12 protein-coding genes are annotated in these 20738 nt (G+C 73.3%); 2 read left to right on the plus strand and 10 right to left on the minus strand.

The window, feature by feature from the left end; all coding sequences use genetic code 11:
- Window positions 1–33 precede the first annotated feature (33 nt).
- From FAF44_RS09985 to FAF44_RS10025, 9 genes are read right to left on the minus strand one after another with little or no spacing between them, the layout of a single operon-like run.
- Window positions 34–3420, minus strand: coding sequence for a WD40 repeat domain-containing serine/threonine protein kinase (locus FAF44_RS09985; RefSeq protein WP_237102779.1), 3387 nt, complete (start codon window positions 3418–3420; stop codon window positions 34–36).
- A 45-nt stretch (window positions 3421–3465) separates the two neighbouring features.
- Entirely contained in the window at window positions 3466–4854 is a 1389-nt protein-coding gene (locus tag FAF44_RS09990) for a glycoside hydrolase family 28 protein (protein ID WP_237102780.1), read from the minus strand.
- Window positions 4855–4883: 29 nt separating this feature from the next.
- On the minus strand, window positions 4884–5711 hold the full coding sequence (locus FAF44_RS09995) for a carbohydrate ABC transporter permease (RefSeq protein ID WP_237102781.1): 828 nt from the start codon (window positions 5709–5711) through the stop codon (window positions 4884–4886).
- Window positions 5711–6586 carry a carbohydrate ABC transporter permease gene (locus tag FAF44_RS10000; RefSeq protein ID WP_237102782.1) on the minus strand — a complete coding sequence of 292 codons (876 nt, stop codon included), beginning with the start codon at window positions 6584–6586 and terminating at the stop codon, window positions 5711–5713. The genes FAF44_RS09995 and FAF44_RS10000 overlap by 1 nt, the downstream gene beginning before the upstream one ends.
- Window positions 6586–7971 carry an ABC transporter substrate-binding protein gene (locus tag FAF44_RS10005; protein WP_237102783.1) on the minus strand — a complete coding sequence of 462 codons (1386 nt, stop codon included), beginning with the start codon at window positions 7969–7971 and terminating at the stop codon, window positions 6586–6588. Before FAF44_RS10005 ends, FAF44_RS10000 begins: the two co-directional genes overlap by 1 nt.
- A complete protein-coding gene (locus FAF44_RS10010) occupies window positions 7968–8978 on the minus strand; it encodes a hypothetical protein (RefSeq protein ID WP_237102784.1) in 1011 nt (336 codons plus the stop codon). The genes FAF44_RS10005 and FAF44_RS10010 overlap by 4 nt, the downstream gene beginning before the upstream one ends.
- The gene (locus tag FAF44_RS10015) at window positions 8975–11521 is read right to left on the minus strand and encodes a family 78 glycoside hydrolase catalytic domain (protein ID WP_237102785.1); all 2547 of its coding nucleotides are present in this window, start codon (window positions 11519–11521) and stop codon (window positions 8975–8977) included. Before FAF44_RS10015 ends, FAF44_RS10010 begins: the two co-directional genes overlap by 4 nt.
- Entirely contained in the window at window positions 11515–13026 is a 1512-nt protein-coding gene (locus tag FAF44_RS10020; protein ID WP_237102786.1) for an alpha-L-fucosidase, read from the minus strand. Before FAF44_RS10020 ends, FAF44_RS10015 begins: the two co-directional genes overlap by 7 nt.
- A complete protein-coding gene (locus FAF44_RS10025) occupies window positions 13023–15086 on the minus strand; it encodes a beta-galactosidase (RefSeq protein ID WP_237102787.1) in 2064 nt (687 codons plus the stop codon). Before FAF44_RS10025 ends, FAF44_RS10020 begins: the two co-directional genes overlap by 4 nt.
- A 146-nt stretch (window positions 15087–15232) precedes the next feature.
- On the opposite strand from FAF44_RS10025, the gene FAF44_RS10030 reads away from it, so the two are divergent.
- Window positions 15233–18166 carry a glycoside hydrolase family 2 TIM barrel-domain containing protein gene (locus tag FAF44_RS10030; protein WP_237102788.1) on the plus strand — a complete coding sequence of 978 codons (2934 nt, stop codon included), beginning with the start codon at window positions 15233–15235 and terminating at the stop codon, window positions 18164–18166.
- A gap of 25 nt (window positions 18167–18191) precedes the next feature.
- Window positions 18192–19814 carry a DapH/DapD/GlmU-related protein gene (locus tag FAF44_RS54575; protein WP_272894294.1) on the plus strand — a complete coding sequence of 541 codons (1623 nt, stop codon included), beginning with the start codon at window positions 18192–18194 and terminating at the stop codon, window positions 19812–19814.
- On the opposite strand, the gene FAF44_RS10045 is transcribed toward FAF44_RS54575, so the two are convergent.
- A partial coding sequence (locus tag FAF44_RS10045; protein ID WP_237102789.1) for a GDSL-type esterase/lipase family protein occupies window positions 19811–20738 on the minus strand: 928 nt, incomplete at its 5' end. The two genes, FAF44_RS54575 and FAF44_RS10045, sit on opposite strands and share 4 nt — an antisense overlap.

Genomic DNA, 20738 nt, shown 5'->3' on the forward strand with positions numbered 1-20738 from the left:
GCAGGGGACGGCGGGAGTGGTCCCGAACGCCGCTCAGCCCAGAGCCGCTGGGCAACCTTGTTCGAAGGGCCGGTCGGGCAGGTAGCGGTGCCATTCGGTCTCCGTCAGGCCGCGGCCCGCCCGCGCGCACGCCGCCCCGGCCAGCGCGCCGACGGACGTCGGGAGCCGGGTCGGCCGCCCGCCCCTGCCGATGGCCAGCAACTCGGCGGAGCCCGCGGTGAACACGACCGACCGGGCGCTGTCGGCCAGCCGGACCGCGGACCCGATGGGCCGCCCGCGTGCGACGTCCCAGAGGCTGAGCGTCTTGTCCTGCGAGGCGAACGCGAACAGCCGCCCGTCGGCCGAGAACACGCCGTCCCACGCCGCGCCGCCGGTCCGCAGCCAGTCGCCGACCCGCGCGCCCGTGGCGGTGTCCCAGACGCCGACCTTGCCGGAGAAGTCCACCGCGACCAGCTTCAGGTCGGGGCTGAACCAGACGTTCTGCGCCAGCGCGGGCAGGGACAGCCGGTCCCCGGCGGGCTCGCCGGTCTCCAGGTCCACCACCCGCATCCGGTCGGCGTCCAGGCCCACCAGCCGGCCGCTCGCGTCGGTCGCCCAGCCGAGCAGGCGTGGCCTGGGCACGTCCTTGAGCCGCCGCCCGCCGGGCAGCGACCAGAGGGTGAAGGTCTTCTCCCCGGCCGTCCAGAGGCCCTTGGGCGTCGGCAGGGCGGTGTCCGCCTCGCTGGTGATGGCGAAGCCGGGGGTGAGCCGGGCCAGCTCGCGCCAGGTCGCGATGTCGCGGACGGAGACGTCGTCGCTGTTCCTGATGGCCAGCGCGCGGCCGTCGGGGCTGAAGGCGAACTCGGCGTCGTAGGCGTTGAACGAGCCGGCCTCGTGCTCCGCGCCGTTCAGCGTGACCTTGGTGGAGTCGAGCGTGTGGGTGGCCACGAGACGGCCGTCGCCGCTCAGCCGCACCGTGTCCATGGGTTCGCCGGGCGGCGGGTTCGGCTTGAGCGTGACGACGGCGTCCTCGCTCAGGTAGCGCAGCCCGCCGGGCCCGAACGCGACGCCGCCGGCCCGGTCGGCCGGCTCGCGCTCCAGCAGCAGCGGCTCGTCGGCGTCCGGCCGCCAGACGCTCACCCGCTCGCCGACGCCCGCGATCAGGTCGCCGTCCGGGCTGAAGACGGGCCTCGCGCCGACCTCCCAGTCGCTGAGTGCGACCAGCTCCTTGCGGGTGCGCGTGTCGTAGACGGTCAGGCCGGCGTCGTCGCTGACGGCCAGGCGGGTGCCGTCGCGGTTGAAGGCCGGGAAGCTCGGGCAGGCGGCGCACACGCCCGGGAAGCCCGTGCGCCGCGCGCCCGAGGGCAGCGCCCAGATCGCCTGGCCGGCCACGGCGTGGCCGCCGCCCGGGTGCACGGCGTAACCGCTGCCCGGGTGCACGAAAGGACTGGTGTCCGTGAGCAGCGCGGTCTCCCGCCCGGTACGCCAGTCGACGACGCTCCTGCTGTCGCCGACCGTCACCAGCAGCAGGCCGCCGCTGAAGGCGACCGACACCTCCAGCTCCTCGGGCGCGGGGACGCGCCGGCCCACCGCCCGGCCCGTGGCCAGGTCCCTGACGCCGATGCCCGCGCTGTCGGCGATGGCCAGCAGCCGCCCGTCCGCGCTGACCGCCGCCTGGCGGAGCTGCCTGCCGGGCAGGCCGGTGAAGCCGCCGGTCCGCCGCCCGCTGTCCACGTCCCAGATCCTGACCTCCTTCGGGCTGACGCTGACCAGGGAGCGGCCGTCCGGGGTGAGCGCGCGGACCACGTCGGGGCCGGTGTCGGGGTCGTGGAAGACCGCGTCGGCCGGGTCGGCCACCGAGGCGAACAGGCTGGACCTGGCCTCGTCGGTGGGCGACAGCCGCCCGGCGGCGACGCTGAGCAGCATGCCGAGCACGGGGTCCTGCCCGCGTACGGTGTCGGCGGCGGCGGCCAGCCGGGCCGACTCGGCGGCGTCGCGCTGCTCGGCCAGCGTGCGGCCCTGCTGCACGGCCAGCCCGCCCGCGGCCAGCGCCAGCACCAGCAGCACCGCCAGGGCGACGGACACCAGCCGGGTACGGCGCGAGCGCCGCCGGGTGAGCTGGGCCCCGGCCGCCAGGAAGTCCCGCTCGGCCGGGGTCAGCGTGATGTTGCGGCGTCCGGCGGCGGCCCAGCTCAGGGCGTCGTCCAGGGTGCTGCCGGAGAACAGGTCGGCGTCACGGCGGCCGTGCTCCCGCCAGCGCCCGGCCGCCGTGCTGATCCGGCGGTGCACGGCCAGCCCGTCGCGGTCGGCCTCGATCCAGAGCCGCAGCCGGGGCCAGGCCAGCGGCAGCGCGGGACGCAGCAGCCGCACCGGATCGGCGCCGGACACGAGGTACGGGAACGCCTCCAGCACCCGGTCCACGCCGTCGGGCAGCTCGGACCTGCGCGGCTCCCGCAGCGTCAGCTCGCCCTCGTCGGTCACCGTGACCAGCCGCAGGAACAGCTCGGGCACCAGGTCCCGGTCCGTCGGCGCGAGCGCGGCGTAGGCGTCCTCGGCCAGCTCGCCGAGCGCGGGGTCGTCGGACGCGGCCCCGACCCGGCGGCCGTCGCCCGCGCCCAGCGCCAGCAGGCGCGGCGTGTTCATCACGCCGTCGCCGCTGACCAGGCCGAGCAGCAACTCGCGCGCCGACGGGCGCAGCGCCGGGTCCTTGGCGAGCGCCGCGCGCACCGGCTCGCGCAGCGACCCGGGCAGCACCGACAGGTCGGGGTCGTGGGAGAGCACGCGGTGCATGACCGCGCCGAGCGCCTCCCCGGCGAACGGGTCGCGCCCCGTGGCGGCGTACAGCACGACGGCGCCCCAGGCGAACACGTCGGCGGCCGGCCCCGCCCGCTCGCCGGAGAACACCTCGGGCGCCATGTAGCCGGGCGTGCCCGTCACCAGGCCGGTCGAGGTGAGCGACATCTCGGGGGTGCGGGCGATGCCGAAGTCGATCACGCGGGGCCCGTCGGGGCCGAGCAGCACGTTGTCGGGCTTGAGGTCGCGGTGCACGACGCCGGCGTCGTGGATGGCGGTCAGCGCCGTGACGATCGCGGTGGCCAGGCGGTGCAGCTCGTCGCCGGCGAAGACGCGACGGGCGGAGCGCAGGCTGACGCCCTCAACGTACTCGCTGACGATGTACGGCCTGGGCCCGTCGAGGTCGGCGTCGAGCACCCGGGCGGTGCAGAACGAGGCCACCCGCTGCGCGGAGACCGCCTCCTTGACCATCCGGTCGCGCAGCCCCGGCTGCCCGGCCGGGTCGCCGCTCAGCACCTTGATCGCCACCCGGGTCCCGGCCGGGTCGTACCCCTCGTAGACGACCCCCTGGCCGCCCGCACCGAGGCGGCCGGCCAGCCAGTAGTCGCCGAGCCGCTGCGGGTCCCCGTCGATGAGCGCGCTTCCCATGACAGGTTGGATGACCGCGGCGGCCGTCTGGTTGTGGGTGCAGCCCTACACGCGCCGGCCGTTGACCCAGACGTTACGCAGCTCCAGATCGTTCACGTCGGTCACCACGTCGGTCTCGGTCATCTCCTCGAACACGCTGTTGCTGACCCGCACGCCCTTGATCGGGTTGCCGGGGTTGCCGATCAGGTAGAACGCCCTGGGCGCCGTCCCGGCCTTCAGGTTCCTGACGTCGATCGCGCCGACGTCGGGGAAGTACGGGCCGGTGTGCTTGTTCTCGTAGTTCAGCGCCACCTCGATGACGGAGTCGGCGGCCTGCCCCACCGTGATGTCCTTGAAGTACAGGTCCTTGACGTAGCCGCCGCGCTCCGGGTTGGTCTTGATCCGGATCGCCCGCTCCAGGTGCGGGCTGCTCATCGTGCAGTTCCACGCGAACACCCAGCGCACGCCGCCGGTCGTCTCGCTGCCGACCGTGACGCCGCCGTTGCCGTCGCGCATCACGCACGAGTCGACCAGCACGTTCAGCGACGGTTCGTTGACCCGGCGGCCGTCGGCGTTCTTGCCCGCCTTGATCGCCACGCAGTCGTCGCCGGTGTTGAACTCGCAGCGCTCGATGAGCACGTCCACGCACGACTCGGGGTCGCAGCCGTCGTTGTTGGGGCCGTTCGGGCTGTCCACGGTGACCTCGCGGATGGTCACGTTCGCGCACAGGACCGGGTGGATGTTCCACATGGGGGAGTCCTTGACGGTGACGCCCTCGATGAGCACGTTGCGGCAGCGGTAGAGCTGGATGAGGTTCGGCCGCAGGTAGTGGCCCTCGCCGAAGACCCGTTCCGCCACCGGCACGCCGTCCTCGGCCTGCTGGGCCAGCAGCTTCTTGTCGGGGCCCTCCGACGGGGCCGGGTCCTTCGACCAGTCCCACCAGTGGGTGGCGTCGGCGTGGCCGTCGATCACGCCGGAGCCGGTGATGGCCACGTTCGTCTTGCCGTGGGCGTAGATGAACGGGGAGTAGTTCATCAGCTCGATGCCCTCGTAGCGGGTGTGCACGACCGGCAGGTAGTCGGCCGGGTCGCGGCTGAACCGGATCGTCGCGCCCGCCTCCAGGTGCAGCTCGACGTTGTCGGCCAGGTGGATCGCGCCGGTCAGGTACGTGCCCGCGGGCACCAGCACCCGTCCGCCGCCCGCCGCCGCGCACGCCTGGACGGCCCGCTCGAACGCCTCCGTGCACATGACGTTCCCGTCGCCGACGGCCCCGTGGCCGGTGACGGGGAAGACGCGGGCGGGGAAGCGGGGCGGGCGGATGCGGCGCCTGATCTGCGGCACCCTGCTCCACGCGGCGTCCGCCTGGCTCGCCTGCGCCGGTCCGGCGACCAGCGGCGGGACGAGCAGGCCGCCGACGGCGACGGCCAGGAAGCTCCGGCGGGGTAATGGCTGCATCGATGTCCTCCGTTGCGTTGGTGGGGGGGTCAGCCCTTCACCCCGGTCAGCGTGATGCCCTGGATGAAGGTGCGCTGGGCCAGGAAGAACAGCACGATGACCGGGATGAGGATCACCGTGCTGGCCGCCATCAGGGGCCCGAACTGGGTGCTGTACTGGGTCGAGTAGTAGGTCAGCCCGAGCGACAGCGTGTACAGGTCGGAGTCCGACAGGTAGATCAGCGGTCCCAGCAGGTCGCCCCAGGCGGCCAGGAACTGGAACAGCGCGACCGCGGCGAGCGCCGGCTTGGCCAGCGGCAGCACGATCCGCGCGTAGATGCGCAGCTCACCGGCCCCGTCCACGCGCGCCGCGGCCAGCAGGTCCCGGGGGATGCCGCGGAAGAACTGCCGCAGCAGGAAGACGAAGAACGGCCCGCCGAAGAAGTGCGGCACGATGAGCGGCAGGTACGTGTTGGTCCAGCCCATCTCGCGGAACAGCGAGAACAGCGGCACCATCGTCACGTAGAACGGGATCATCATGGTGGCCAGCAGCGCCACGAACACGACGTTGCGCCCCGGCCACTCGATGCAGGCCAGCCCGTACGCGATGAACGAGCTCGACAGCACGGCCCCCAGCATCGAGAACGCGCAGACGATCATCGTGTTGAGGAAGTAGCGCGGGAACGGGAAGACCTGCAGCCCGTCCACGTAGTTCGAGAAGGTGATCTCCTCCGGGAACCAGACGATGGGGAAGGCGTTGAGCACGTCCACCGTCTTCAGCGAGGTCGTGACCATCCACGCGAACGGCAGCAGGAACACGATGCTGAGCGTGATGAGCGTGGCGTGCGCGGCCATCGCCTGCAGCAGCCGCCGGTACATCACTGACCTCCGTAGTAGACGCGGCGGCCCACCAGCCGGAACGTGGCGACGGTGAGGGCGGCGACGATCGCGAAGAGCACCCAGGCGATCGCCGACGCGTAGCCGACCTTGAAGTACTGGAACGCGTTCTGATACAGGTACAGCCCGGACACCAGCGTCGAGCCGGCCGGGTTGCCCGTGCCGCCGGTCATGACGAACACCGGCGTGAAGAACTGGAACCCGCCGATCAGCCCCGTGACCAGCGCGAACAGCATGTGCGGGCTGACGTAGGGCAGCGTGACGTGCCGGAACCTGGACAGCGGGCCCGCCCCGTCGGAGGCGGCCTGCTCCTGCAGTGTGGCGGGCACGTCCTGGAGCCCGGCCAGCATGATGACCATCAGGTTGCCGACGCCCCACGCGCTCATCACGATCAGCGCGGGCTTGGCCCAGCCGGGGTCCGACAGCCAGCCGGGGCCGGTGACGCCGATCCGGGCGAGGGCGTCGTTGAGCAGGCCGTACTGGGGGTCGAAGATGTACATCCAGAGCACGCCGGAGGCCACCGCCGGCACGATCGTGGGCAGGTAGAACACCGTCCGGTACACCGGCCTGCCGCCCACGCCCAGGTTGAGCAGCAGCGCCAGCCCGAGCGCCACGACGATCCCGAGCGGGACCGACCAGAAGACGATGTAGAGCGTGTTCCACAACGACGACCACCACACCTGGTCGGTCAGCAGGTCCGCGTAGTTGGCCAGGCCGATCCACTCGGGCGGGTTGACCATCGTGTACGAGGTGAAGCTGTAGTAGAGCGAGGCCAGCACCGGGTAGGCGGTGAACCACAACAGCCCGACGATCGCGGGCGAGGTGAACACCAGGCCCCAGAAGACGTTTCTGCGCATCACAGTCCCAGTTGGTTCCTGAACCGTTCGGCCTCGCGGCGGGTGTTCTCCTTGACCACCCGCAGGGCCTCGGCCGCCGTGACCTCGCCGTAGATCGCCCGTGCGACGTGGATCTCCAGTTGCTGGCTGAAGTAGTTGGTCGCGGGCAGCGACGGCTTGATGTTGGTCGCGGCGAACATGGCGTCGTAGGAGGGCTTGAGCATCCGGTCCGCCTTCATCCGCTCCAGCGCCGGCGACCCGAGGTAACCGGGCGGGTAGTTGACGGTCTCGAACTCGGCGAGCGTGCCCTCGGGCGTGGCGGCGAACCAGCGCAGGAACTCCCACGCCGCCTCCGGGTGCCTGGCCTCGGACGGGATGAACGCCCCCCACCCGCCGATCCACGTCCCCGCGCCGGGCTCGGAGGCCCCGGGCGGCTCGTACGGCAGCAGCGTGGCCCCGTAGTCGAAGTCCGGCCGCGCCTCCAGGATCTGCTTGACGCTGCGCGGCCCGAGCGGGGCCATGCCCATGTGGCCGTAGCCGAAGGGGTTCATCTGCAGTGTGGGCGGCGCCACGTTGAGCCGGTCGGCGCCGCCGAGCGACCTGGCATACCCGGCCATCCAGTCGACGGCCGCGACCACCCGCTCGTCGTCGGGCGTCACCTGGCCGGTAGGCGGGTCGACGAAGCTGCCGCCGAAGGCGAAGCCCCAGGTGAAGGCGGCGTTGGCGAAACCGGCGACCTGCCAGGGCACCAGCCCGACGCGGGAGGCGCCGGACCGGCCGACCTGGGTGATGTGCCGGGAGAACTCGTCGATCTCGGTGACCGTGCGCGGCGGGCGTTCGGGGTCGAGGCCGCACTCCTCGAACAGGGCCTTGTTCCAGTAGAAGGGGAAGTTCGGGTCCACGTCCCACTGGAGCTGCCAGACGCGCTCCTTCCACCGCATGCCCTGCCACACGGCCGGCAGGAAGTCCCGCTCGGCCAGTCCGGCCCCGCGTACGAGGTCCGTGAGGTCGGTCATGATGCCCAGCTCCGCCCACTGCGGCACCTGGAACGGGATGACCATCGCCAGGTCGGGCGGGTCACCCGCGGCGATGGACACCAGCAGCTTCTGCTGCTCGCCCTGGCCGGTCGGCGGGGCGTAGACGACCTCGACGCCGATCTCGTCCTGGACGGACTCGAACCGCCTGGCCAGTTCCACCCAGCCCTGGCCGTCCACGCCGCCGAACAGGCTGTAGAAGGTGATGTTCACCCGCCGGCCGGGGGCGGGCTTCTTGCTCAGGCCCTGCGTGTTGGGCGGCGGGCCGCCCTCGACCACCCGGCAGCCGGACAGGGCGGCCAGCCCGGCCGCCCCGGCGAGGCCCCGCAGCGCCGCGCGCCTGCTGACGACCCTTCTCGCGCCCCCGTTCATGAACGTGCCACGGAGATCCCGCGCTCCTCGACCATCGTGTGCCCGCCCACCTGGTACGGCTCCACCCGCCGGACCGCCGTGTAGAAGTGGTGCAGGCGGCCCTCGCGGGTCACGACGGCGGGCTTGTGCGCGTAGGTGTCGTCGGCCGAGCCGGGCGGGCCCACGTCCACGAGGATCTCCTCGCTCTTCTCCCAGGTCCGCAGGTCGCGCGAGACCGCGTACCCCTCGCGGGCGTGGCCGTCGAAGGAGAGCCCGAAGTAGAACATCACCCACCAGTCGCCGTCGCGCAGCACGCACGGGTCGGAGGCGAAGCGCTCGTCGAACGAGCCCGGCCCGCCGTTCGGCACGACCGGGGTCCGCCTCGGGCGTTCCCAGCGTTCGAGGTCGGGGGAGACGGCGTAGCCGATCTGCTCGCGCCAGCCGTCGTAGGTGCGGTTCTTGGCGTTGTAGAAGCAGTAGTAGCGGCCGTCGTGGCGCATCAGCCACGACTTGTACAGGCCGCCGCGCTCCCACTCGCCGCCGTCCTGCGGGCGCAGCACCGACCCGGTGTCCCGCCAGGCGCGCAGGTCGTCGCTGACGCAGAAGCCGATGATCGCCGCGCCCGCCTCCATGCCCGGCTCCGGATAGGCGTGGTAGGTGCCGACCGCCCGGCCGTCGATCCACGTCACCTGGCCGTCGGAGGCCAGCCGGTTGTCCCGCACGATCGAGGTCAGCGCCGCGTTGTAGCGGCGGTACGGATGGTCGGGGTCGCGCGGGAACACGACCTCGCCCGGCGACCAGGTCTCCAGGTCGGGCGAGCGGCTGAGCGCCGTCTGGTAGCCGGTGCCGTCGAAGCCGACGTACGTCATCAGGTACTCGCCGCCGTCGGAGCACACGAACGGGCAGTCCACGAACAGGCCGTCGAAGCGGCCGGGCGCACCGGACGGCCCGACCAGCAGCCGGCCCGCCTTGTGCGGGGTCCGGACGCGGGCGGCGTCGTGGCCCGGCTCGGCCCGGACGCCGCTCATCGGCTCGACCCGAACGTCCAGTGCCCGGCGGGCACCTCCCAGGCCCGCTCCCCGATCGGCACGGCCGCGCCGGGGGCCGTGTGCCGGGTCAGCCCCAGGTCGGGCAGCCGCACCTCGGCCGACGAGCCCGCCGGCACCTCGACCTCCAGCGCGTAGGCACCGTCCGAGCGCTGCCAGGACACGCCGGCCCGCCCGTAGGGGGTCTCGGTGGCGGCCCGCACCGACTCCAGGTCGCCCGGCGCGGCGGGCGCGACGAGCAGCCTGCGGAAGCCGTTCGAGCCGGGGGCCTGGCCGATGCCGCCCAGACCCCGGTAGAACCAGGAGTCGATGGCGCCCAGCATGTAGTGGTTCTGCGACAGGCCGCGCGTCGGCCCGTCCCACGCCTCGGTGAGCGCCGTCGCGCCGTGCCGCACCTGGTAGCCGTAGCTCGGGTGGCTGGTGGAGGTGGCGAACCCCCACAGCGCCTCGTGCCGGCCGGCCCTGGTCAGCACCTGGTAGAGCGGCGGCAGCGCGATCTCGCCGACCGTGATCTCCCCGGTGCGCACGGCCTCGCTCAGCCGGTCCAGCGCGCCCGGCGCGAGCTCGTCGGGCACCACGCCCATGTCGAGCGCGAACACCTCCGACGCCTGCCCGCCGCCGCCGAACCGCCCGTCCTTGAAGAACGCGCCGGTGAAGGCGGCCGAGATCGCGTCGGTCAGCGCCCGGTAGCGCTTGGCGTCGTCGTCGCGGCCGAGCACGCCCGCGACCCGGGCCATCGTCCGGGCCGCCCGCCAGTACCCCCACGTGCCCACCAGCGGCACGGGCGTCGTGTGGTCCAGGCCGAACCAGTCGCCGAGCCCGTAGCCGAGAATGCCGTCCTCGGACCGGCCCGTCAGGTAGTCCACGTAGCGGCGCATCGCGTCGTAGTGCCGTTCCATGGCCGTGGTGTCGCCGTACCAGCGGTAGATCTGCCACGGCATGCGCACCAGCGCGCCGCCCCAGTTCGGGTCGTCCCTGAAGGCGCCGTCGAAGACCACGTACTCGGGCGCGGTGTCCGGGACCAGGCCCTCCTCGGTCTGCGCCTCGGCGATGCCGACCAGCAGCTCGCGGCAGTAGGCGGCCACGTCGTAGTTGTAGGCCACGACGTCGAACAGCAGGTGGGCCTGCTCCAGCCAGCCCAGCTTCTCTCGGTGCGGGCAGTCGGTCAGGACGCTGTACATGTTGCCGCGCACCGCGCGGTCGATGATCCGGTGGATGTCGTTGAGCAGCGGGTCGGAGGTCTCGAACTCGCCGATGTGCGCGTTGTCCGCGCGCAGCACCAGCCCCTTCACGGCCTCCGCGCCGACGTGCTCGGGCAGGCCCTGCGCCTCGACGTAGCGGAAGCCGTCGTAGCGGAAGGCGGGATGCCAGCTCTGCGGGCCGTCCTTGGTGACGTACGTGCTGAAGATCGGCGCGCCGGTCGTGGGCTTCGACTGCACCACCCGGCCGAACGCGTCGAGCTGGTCGCCGGGCAGCAGCCGCAGGTGACGGCCGGCCGGGAGGTCGAGCCGCAGCTCGGCCCAGCCCGCCACCACCGCGCCGACGTCGAAGACGGCCGTGCCGTCGGTGGCGACGAGCTTGCCCGTCGCGGGCAGTTCCTCGGTGACCCTGATCGGCGGGCACGTCCGCGAGCGCAGCATGTCGGTCCCGTCGGGCCGGACGGTCACCGGCCGCCAGCCGGAGCGGTCCGTGCCGGGGACGTCCCAGCCGGCGACCTCCCTGCGGGCGTCGTGGTCCTCGCCGCCGTACCAGTGCGAGCGGGTGGTCGGCCCCTCGGTGGCCCGCCAGCCGGCGTCCGTGCCGAACCGCTCGGACGTGCCGTCGGCGTAGCTCACCTCGAGCTGCGCGATCGCCTTGGGCGCGGCCTTGGAGCCGAAGAACTTCATGTAGCGGTCCTGGTGCGGGAACACGTGCGCGATCCCCGGGCCGAGCGCGACCCCGACCGCGTTCGCGCCCTCGCGCAGCAGCGCCGTGACGTCGTGCGTGGCGTACACGACCCGCCGGGTGAAGTCCGAGTACGGCGGCTCCAGCACGGCGTCGGTCACCGGCGCGCCGTTCACGGAGGCCACGTAGACGCCCAGCCCCGCCACGTACAGCCGGGCCGAGGCGACCGGCCGGTCCACGGTGAACTCGCCCGCCAGCAGCGGCAGCGGGTGGCCCTCGCCGACGCGCGGGTCGTCGTCCGCGTCGAACCAGTCCGGGTGGGTGATCCAGGAGGCGTCCCAGTCGGCGGCCGACAGCAGGCCCAGCTCGAAGCGGGCCTCCTCGCTCCAGCCGGACCAGTTGCCGGCCGCGTCGCGCGTGCGCACCCGCCAGCGCGCGGCGGTCCGGCTCGCCAGCGGCTCGCCGCCGTAGCGCACCCGCTGGTCGTCCGACTCGACCTCGCCGCTGTCCCACAGCCCGTCCACACGCACGTGGTACGCGGTCTGCGCCGAGACGCCGGAAAGCCGCCAGCTCAAGGCGGGCCGGGTGGTCTCCAGGCCGAGGGGGTCGGTCAGGTCGCACGTTCGCAGGTTCTTCACCATGACACTCCCGTGATCTTGAGCATGTGCGCGGCCTTGGTCGGCGGCGACGGCGGCAGGTCCACGTGCAGCGCGCGCTCGGACCGCCGCCAGCCGACGGGCCCGTGACCGAGCAGTTCGACGGCGGCCGGAGCGCCGTGCACCAGCCCGGCGGCGCTCCCCAGGCTGGTGATGGCGGCCGAGCCGTCCTCGGGCCAGGCCAGCAGGGTCGCGTAGAGGACGTCGCCGCGCCGGGTGAAGCGCAGGTCGGTGGGACGGTAGGCGCGCTCGGCCTCGTTGTAGCCCTCGTAGCCCTTGGTCTCGCCCAGCCCGGTCGTGCCCTCGCCCGCGCGCAGCCAGGGCGTGCTGCCGTACACGCCCTCGCCGCAGGTGCGCAGCCAGGCGCCCACCTCGGTCAGCAGGTTCCTGGCGTGGGCGTCCACCGTGCCGTCGGCGTGCTGAGGGATGTTCAGCAGCAGGCAGCCGTTCTTGCTGACCACGTCGATCAGCGTGTGGATGATCTGCTGCGCGCTCTTGCGCGGGTGGAACATCGGGTCGTCGTCGGAGCAGTCGAACCACTCGCCGTCGCTGGTGTCGAACTGCCAGGGGTGCGGCTGGGCCGCGTCGAGCTGGCGGCGCTCGCAGTCCATGACGACGGCCGTGCGGTCGGCCTCGGGCACGTCCTTGATGGTGACCAGGCCGCCGGTCGGGCACGTGTTGTAGTAGTGCGCGAGCAGGTCGAGACCGGCGGTGCTGACCGGCTGCGACTCCACCACGCTGCCCGCGTCGAAGGGCAGCCGGCCGTCGTCGAGGTAGACCAGGTCGGGACGGTAGCGGTCGAGCGCCTCGCGGACGCGGGCGTAGAAGCGCTCCGCCTCGCCGGGTGGCGGCTTGGCGCCCGGCTCGTGGCGGCGCGGGTAGAGCTCGGCCGGGTCGAGGCCCTCCCACCAGGTGCCGGTCCCGTCGCGCGCGCTCAGCCCGCCGTCGTACGGCTCGCCGGTCTCCGGGTCGCGGCCGTGGGCCACGTCGAGCCAGCGCCACGTCCAGTTGTTGTGGAAGCTGAGCCCGAACGGCAGCCCGGCGCGGCGGGCCGCCCGCTCCCACGCGCCCACGATGTCGCGGCCGGGGCCGACACGGGTGGCGTTCCAGCCGTGCCGGGAGGAGTCCCACAGGTCGAAGTTGTCGCAGTGGGCGGCCAGGGCGACGAAGTAGCGGGCACCGCCGGCCACGTACAGGTCGATGAGCTCGTCGGGGTCGAAGCGCTCGGCGCGCCAGCGGTGGAACAGGTCCTTCGTGCCGGTGCCCGGGGCGAAGTGGGCGCGGCGGTGGGCGTGCTGGCGGGTCGCGCGCTTGCGCTCCCAGGGCTCCGACCAGGGTTGCATGCCGTAGAGGTGGCGGGCGTACCAGTCGCCGGAGCGGGCCACGGACTGCGGCCCCCAGTGCGACCAGACGCCGAACTTCGCCTCGCCGAACCACTGCGGGACGGCATGGGCGCGCAGGGATTCCCAGGTGGGTCGGAAATCGGTCATCTCACCACTCGTACGTCGAAGGGGGCCAGGCGCAGCTCGCCCGGCGGTAGCGGTGCGCGGGTGCCGGTGACCTCGGTCGCCGGGGCGGTGATCGTCACCGTGCTCTCGCGCTCGGACCAGTTGTGGGCGAACCAGAGCCGCTCGCCGCGCGCGTTGACCGCCGAGTGCACGGTGACCTGCGGCGCGCCGGCGGTGACGAGGCCCGGCCCGGCCGGATCGACGGCGGGCGGGGCAGGGGGCCGCCGGAACAGCTCGGCCGTCAGCTCCCTGCCGGGCAGCGTGCCGACGTACGTCACGGCGCCGTCGCCCACGCGGTGCCGGGTGATCGCCGGCCAGCGGCCGAAGTGGTGGTGGTCGTAGCGGGCCAGCGGCTCGGCCCCCTCCGGCTCCAGGCCGTCGGCCCAGTGCCGGGCCACGTCCCGGAGGCCGGGCCCGTGCAGGGGCAGCGGCTCCAGCAGCGTCGAGTACTCCAGGTAGCGCACCCCGGCCAGCGCGCGCAGCGGGCCGGGCGCGATCTCGGCCCGTGCCCTGGCCTCCCCGTCGGCGTAGCCGGTGCGGAAGGTCAGGATCAGGTGCCCGCCGCCGCGCACGTACGAGGTCAGCGCGTCGGCCAGGTCGTCCGTCAGGCAGTAGAGCGCGGGCGCGACGATCGTGGGCAAACGATTGAACTCCCGCTCGGGCGTCAGGAACGCCACCTGGCGGCCGGCGTCGATCGCGCCCTGGTAGAACGTCGCCACGATGCGCTCGTAGGAGTCCTTGTCGGGGTTGCGGCCGTCGAGGGTGAGCGGCGGCTGGAACTCCAGCGCCCACTTGCTGTCGTGCGAGTACAGGAAGCCGACGTCGGCGTCCGGGGTGAGGCCCGTGACGTCCTCGGCCGCCCGCTCCAGCTCCGCGCCCAGCGCCGCGACCTCGCCGTACACCCGGCCGGGCGTCATCGCGTGGCCCAGGATCCCGCCCCAGTACGTCTCCGCGCCGTCGTGCAGCGTGTGCCAGTGCCAGTACGAGATCATCTCCGCCCCCCGCGCCACCAGGGCCCAGGCCGCCTGGCGGAGCTGGCCGTCGTAGGGCGGCAGGTTGAGCTGGGAGCCGGCGATCGAGGAGGCGTTGGTCTCGGTCACCCAGAACCGCCGTCCCTTCGAGCCGTACATGCGGTCGGCCGCCTGGAACAGCCCGGCCGGGCCGGTGCTGAACCAGGTGATCTCGGGAGGCCCGTCGCGGGTCAGCGCGTCCTGGGGCAGGTAGTAGGCGTTGCCGCTGGTGACGGTCAGCCGCTCGGACAGCCGCACGTCGTCCAGCGCCGGACGCTGGTAGGCCAGGCACGTGGTGAGCGCCCGGTCCTCCGGGACCAGTTCGCGCACGAGGTCCGCCTGCCAGGCGATGAACTCGGTGGTCAGTTCGGCCTGGAAGCGCCGCCAGGCCAGGTCGTAGGAGGGGGTGGTGTTGCCCTCGGGCCGCCAGAGTTCGCCCCAGTCGCCCAGGCGGTGCGACCAGTACGCCAGGCCCCACTCCTCGTTGAGCCGCGCCACGTCGCCGTAGCGGTCGGCCAGCCAGGACACGAACCGCTCGAACACCCGGTCGTTGTGGATCAGGTGCAGGCCGGGCTCGTTGTCGAGCTGGATCCCGAGCACGGCCGGATGGCCGCCGTGGCGGCCGACGACCTGGCGGATGACGCGTTCGGCGTGGCGCAGGAACACCGGCGAGGTGAAGTCGACTTCCTGGCGCGCGCCCCACGGGACCGCGCGCCCGCCGGCCCGTACCACGGCCAGTTCGGGGTGCTTGCGCGATAACCATGGAGGGACGGCGTAGGTCGGGGTGCCGAGCAGGACCCGCATGCCGCGCTCGTGGGCTCCGTCGAGGACGGGGGTCAGCCAGTCGAGGGCGAACTCGCCGTCGCGCGGCTCCCAGGTGGACCAGACGGACTCGCCGACACGGATGGTGTCGATCCTGGCCTCGGCCATGAGGTCGAGGTCGCGTTCGAGGTCGGGGGAGCGCTGGTATTCCCAGTAGTAGGCGGTGCCGAAGCGGATGCCGGTGCCGCTCGTCGGGGGTGATGGCGTCATGAGATCCCCAGCGAATCTTAAAACGATTTACCGGATGATATATTTATTCACGGCCGTATGTCAATGCCTGTGAGATCTGGTGTAGCCCGAGTCGCGCTTATAGGGTTAAAACGTTTTGGCTCACCTCGCCGGGAGGCACGTTTGTGATGGCCGAATTCCACGAGGACCCCGAGCCGGGTTCCGGGCGGCGCGCCCCGCGCGCGTACTTCGTCTCCGACGCGCCCCGGCTGTCGCTCAACGGGCAGTGGCGCTTCCGGCTCTCGCCCACCGCCGCGGGCACCGGCCCCTCCCTGCCCGACCCGTCGCTGGACGACACCGCGTGGGAGAGCATCAGGGTGCCGTCGCACTGGGTCCTGGAGGGACACGACCGTCCGCTCTACACCAACACCGCCTACCCGTTCCCCATCGATCCGCCGTACCTGCCGGACGACAACCCCACCGGCGACTACCGGCTGCACTTCGACCTGCCTTCCATCTGGCCCGCCGGGCGGACCGTGCTGCGCTTCCAGGGCGTCGACTCCTGCGGCACCGTCTGGCTGAACGGCGAACCGCTCGGCCACTCCAAGGGCAGCAGGCTGCCGTTCGAGTTCGACGTCACCGAGCGGGTGCGGCCCGGCGGCAACCTGCTCGCCGTCCGCGTGCAGCGCTGGTCGTCCGGCAGTTACCTGGAGGACCAGGACATGTGGTGGCTGCCCGGCATCTTCCGCGACGTGGAACTGCTGGCCCGGCCCGAGGGCGGCATCGACGACTTCACCGTGCACGCCTCCTACCGCGACGGCTCCGGCACGCTGCTGGTCACCGCCGACGCCCCCGGTCTGGTCGAGATCCCGTCGCTCGGGTTGTCCGTCCGGACCGGGGAGCAGGTCACCGTGCCCGGCGTACGGCCGTGGAGCGCCGAGGACCCGCACCTCTACCGGGGCACGCTCGCGGCGGCCGGCGAGACGATCGAGCTGGCGGTCGGCTTCAGGACCGTCGAGATCGCCGACGGCCGGCTGCTGATCAACGGCGCGCCGGTGCTGTTCAGGGGCGTCAACCGGCACGAGCACGACCCCGACAGGGGCCGCTCGCTCGACCTCGCCACCATGGTCCGCGACGTCGAGCTGATGAAGCGGCACAACGTCAACGCCGTCCGCACTGCCCACTACCCGCCGCACCCCGAGTTCCTCCGGCTCTGCGACGAGTACGGCCTGTGGGTGGTGGACGAGTGCGACATCGAGACGCACGGCTTCATCTACTCCGGCTGGGAGGGCAACCCGCCCGCCGCGCCCATGTGGCGCGACGCCCTGCTCGACCGGGCCAGGCGCATGGTGGAGCGCGACAAGAACCACCCCAGCGTGGTCGTGTGGTCCCTCGGCAACGAGAGCGACAGCGGCTCCGCCTTCGCCGACATCGAGACCTGGATCCGCGACCGCGACCCCACCCGCCCGCTGCACTACGAACGCGACCCCACCTACCGGCACTCCGACTTCCACAGCCTCATGTACCCGTCGCTCGACGACCTGGAGCGCATCGGGCGGCGCGAGGAGGAGCCGCCCGAAGGGGTGGACGCCGGATCGCCGGACGACGTCCGCCGGCGCGGGCTGCCGTTCCTGCTGTGCGAGTACGCCCACGCGATGGGCAACGGGCCCGGGTCGCTGGACGACTACCAGGCGATCCTGGAGTCGCACGAGCGGTTCTGCGGGGCGTTCGTGTGGGAGTGGATCGACCACGGCCTGGCGGGGACGGACCCGCTCGGACGGCGCTACTACCGGCACGGCGGCGACATCGACTACCAGCCGAACGGGGAGCGGTACTGCCTCGACGGGCTGCTGTTCCCCGACCGCACGCCGTCGCCAGGGCTCGCCGAGCTGCGCAAGGCGATCGAACCGGTGGGGATCGCCTTCGACGGGTCGCGCGAGGTGGTCGTCACCAACAAGCACGACCTGATCTCGCTCGGGCACCTCACATTCCGCTGGTGGCTGGAGACGGACGGCGTGCGCGGCCGCTCCGGGACGCTGTCCGTGCCCGCCTGCCCGGCCCGCGCCACGGTGCGGGCGGCGCTGCCCGAGTTCCCCGACGGGGCCGTCGCCGCCGAGGGGGAGACCTGGCTCACGGTCGAGGCCGTGCTCGCCGGCGAGACCGCCTGGGCCCCGGCCGGGCACGTGATCGCCTTCGGCCAGACCCGCCTCGGCGCCGCCCCGCACCGCCGCGTGCCCGCCGCCCGCCGGACGTCCGGCCGCGTCGCGGCGACCCGCGCGCCGGACGGGGTGGCGCTGGGCGCGGCGGCCTTCGACGGCAGGACGGGCCGGCTGACGCGCATCGGCGACCTCGAACTCGCCGGGCCGGTGTTCGACGTCTGGCGCGCCCCCACCGAGAACGACCGCGGCCAGGGCACCCGCAACGCGCTGGCGGCCGACTGGGAGGCGGCCGGCCTCGACCGCTTCCTGCACCGGGCCGGCGGCGTCGAACGTCCCGACGAGCACACCCTCGTCGTACGGGGCCGCAGCGGTCCCGGCACCCGCACGCTCGGCTTCCGCACCACCTGCACCTACCGCTGGCACGACGGCGACCTGCGCCTGCTGATCGAGGCCGACCCCGTCGGCGACTGGGACGACACCGCCTACGGGCACCTCACCGTGCGCCCGCCCCGCGTGGGCGCGCGCTTCTCGCTGCCCGGCGGGTACGCGGAGGTCACCTGGTTCGGCCGGGGACCGGGCGAGTCGTACGCCGACAGCCGCGCCGCCGCCCGCGTCGGCCGCCACGCCCGCTCGATCGACGCCCTCCAGACGCCGTACGTCGTCCCCCAGGAGAACGGCAACCACGTCGAGACCCGCTGGCTGGAGCTGTCGGGGCCGGGCCTGCCCACCCTGCGCGTGGACGGCGAGCCGCACCTCGACTTCACCGCCCGCCGCTGGACGAGCGAGGCGCTGCAGGCCGCCCGCCGCCCGCACGACCTGACCGACTCCGGCCGCGTGTGGCTGAACCTGGACCACGGCCAGCACGGACTCGGCAGCGCCTCCTGCGGCCCGGCCCTGCCCGAGCGGTACCGGCAGGAGGCCCGGCGGCACTCCTGGGCCATGACGCTGACCGTGGTGGACTGAGCCGAGGCGAGAGGAAACTGATCAGATGACCGAACCGTCCACGTTCGACTTCTGCCCGTGGCTGTTCTGGGACCACGCGACCGAGGAGGACCGCCAGGCCCAGGAGAGCTACCTGGCCGGGCTCCGCGACCGGACCGGGCTCGAGACGGCGGGCAAGGCGTTCATCTCCCCGCTGGCCGCCGTGCACACCGACCGGCTGCGCATGGGGGACTTCTGCTACATCGCGGCGCACGCGTACGTCACCGACGACATCGCGATGGGCGACGACTGCACGGTCAACCCGTACGCGGTGGTGCGGGGGAAGGTGACGCTCGGGACGGCCGTGCGGGTGGGGGCGCACACGTCGCTGCTCGGCTTCAACCACGGGACCGCGCCGGACCGGCCCGTCTTCCGCCAGCCCATCACCTCCGAGGGCATCCGGATCGGCGACGACGTGTGGATCGGCTCGAACGTCGTCGTCCTCGACGGGGTGACGATCGGCGACCACGCCGTCATCGGCGCGGGCTCCGTCGTGACCAAGGACGTGCCCGCCTGGGCCATGGTCGCCGGCAACCCGGCCCGCCCGATCCGCGACCGCCGCACCCCGCGAACGGCCCCGGCCGGGGGGCTGGAGGCGCGGCTGACCGCGTTCGCCGGGCGGGCGCGCGAGCAGGCCGGGGAGGTGCTGGCCCGCTGCTGGACCGGCGACCGGTACGTGGACCGCCCCGGCGCCCAGCCGACCGTACGGGCCTGGTGCGACGCGGTCGAGATCGCCGACCTGCTGCTCGGCGGCCCGCCGCCGGCCCCGGCCCGCGAGGAGATCGTCGCCTTCCTGCGCGACCGCCAGGACCCGGCCACCGGCCTCGTCCCCGAACTCGGGGCCTCCGGGCGACCGGAGCTGGAGGGGGTGACCGCCTACCACGTGCTCTGCGCCGGATACGCGCTCGACCTGCTCGGGACCACCTTCCGCCACCCCGTGCGCGCCGTGCACGACCTCTCGTCGAAGGACCTGCTCGCCCTGCTCGACGGCCTCGACTGGGAGCGGGAGGCGTGGACGTCCGGCTCGGTGGTGGACTCGCTCGGGACCGCCTTCTACCGCAACCTGTCCGGCTTCGGCCTGCGCGGCGAGATCGAGACCCTGTACGGCTGGCTGCTGACCCGCTGCCGCCGCACCCACGGCATGTGGGGCGAGCCGGACGACGACTCCGGCTGGCTGATGGTGGTCAACGGCTACTACCGGCTCACGCGGGGCACGTTCGCGCAGTTCGGGATGCCGCTGCCGTACGCGGAGCGGGCCGTGGACACCGTGCTGGCCCAGTCCCGCGACCCCCGCTACTTCGGCCCCGGCACCGGGAACGCCTGCAACGTGCTCGACGTCATCCACCCCCTGTGGCTGCTCGGCAGGCAGACCTCGTACCGCAGGGCCGAGGGCGAGGCGTGGGCCAGGACGCACCTGGAGCGCGCGCTGGGCGGCTGGCACGACGGCGCGGGTCTCAGCTTCGCGCTGAGCGGGGGCGACGGCGCGGCGCGCACGCCCGGGTTGCAGGGCACGGAGATGTGGCTGGCCATCGTCTGGCTGCTGGCCGACTACCTCGGGATCTCCGACGCCCTCGGCTACCGGCCCCGGGGCATCCACCGCCCGGAGCCGGCCGTCCGGTACCCGGCCTAGCGGCACGGCGGGGCGGGACCCGCGCCGGGGTGCGGCGCGGGTCCCGTCAGGGATCGCAGGTCGATGGCGGCGGCCAGCGCGTGGTGGCCGGCCGCGCTCGGATGCAGGTGGTCGCCGCTGTCGTAGCGGGGCAGCAGCCGGACGGGGTCGGCGGGGTCGCGCAGGGCCGCGTCGAAGTCGGCCAGCCCGTCGAACCCGTCCTGTTCCCGGACGTACGCGTTGACGGCTTGCCGGGCCCGCTCCCCCTCGGGGGTGTGGTAGCCGGCCCCGCCGAACGGCGTGATCGTCGCGCCGACCACCCGGACCCCGGCCGCGTGCGCCGTGGCGACCATCCGGCGGTAGGCCGCGACGAGGTCGTCCGCCCGCGCGCCCGCGCCCAGGTCGTTGACGCCCGCCTGGAGGATCACGGCGGTGATGCCCGGCTTGGTGAGCACTTCCGCCGACAGCCGCTGCTCCGCCGGACGGCCGGTCCCCGGCGCGAGCACCTTCCCGCCCGACACGCCCTCGTTGACCACCGCCGGCCCCGGGCGGCAGGCCAGCAGGTCCGCCCAGCCGTGACCGGTCTCCGAGCCGACGCCGGTGGTGAGCGAGTCGCCGAGCGCCGCCACGACCGGCACCGGTCCCGGCGCGACCACGGTCAGCGCGTCGAGCCAGTGCCACACCGCGACCGGCTCGGCGAACGCGCCACCGCCCTCGTCGTCTGCGTGGTCCCCGGGCACGGACCGGAAGCCGGGCGACACGGCGGGCTCCCGGACGGCGACCGCCCCGTGAGCGGGTGGTGGGTGGGAGGGGGCGGTGGCGCGGTTGCGGCCCGTCAGGGTGTCGCAGCCGTCCCGCAGGTACACGCTCACGACCAGCCGCTGCCAGGCCCCGACCCGGCCGGCCACCGGGTCGCTGAGCACCGTCTCCCCGGCCCCCACCGTC

The sequence above is a fragment of the Nonomuraea sp. MG754425 genome (assembly GCF_021699195.1).
Lineage (GTDB): Bacteria > Actinomycetota > Actinomycetes > Streptosporangiales > Streptosporangiaceae > Nonomuraea.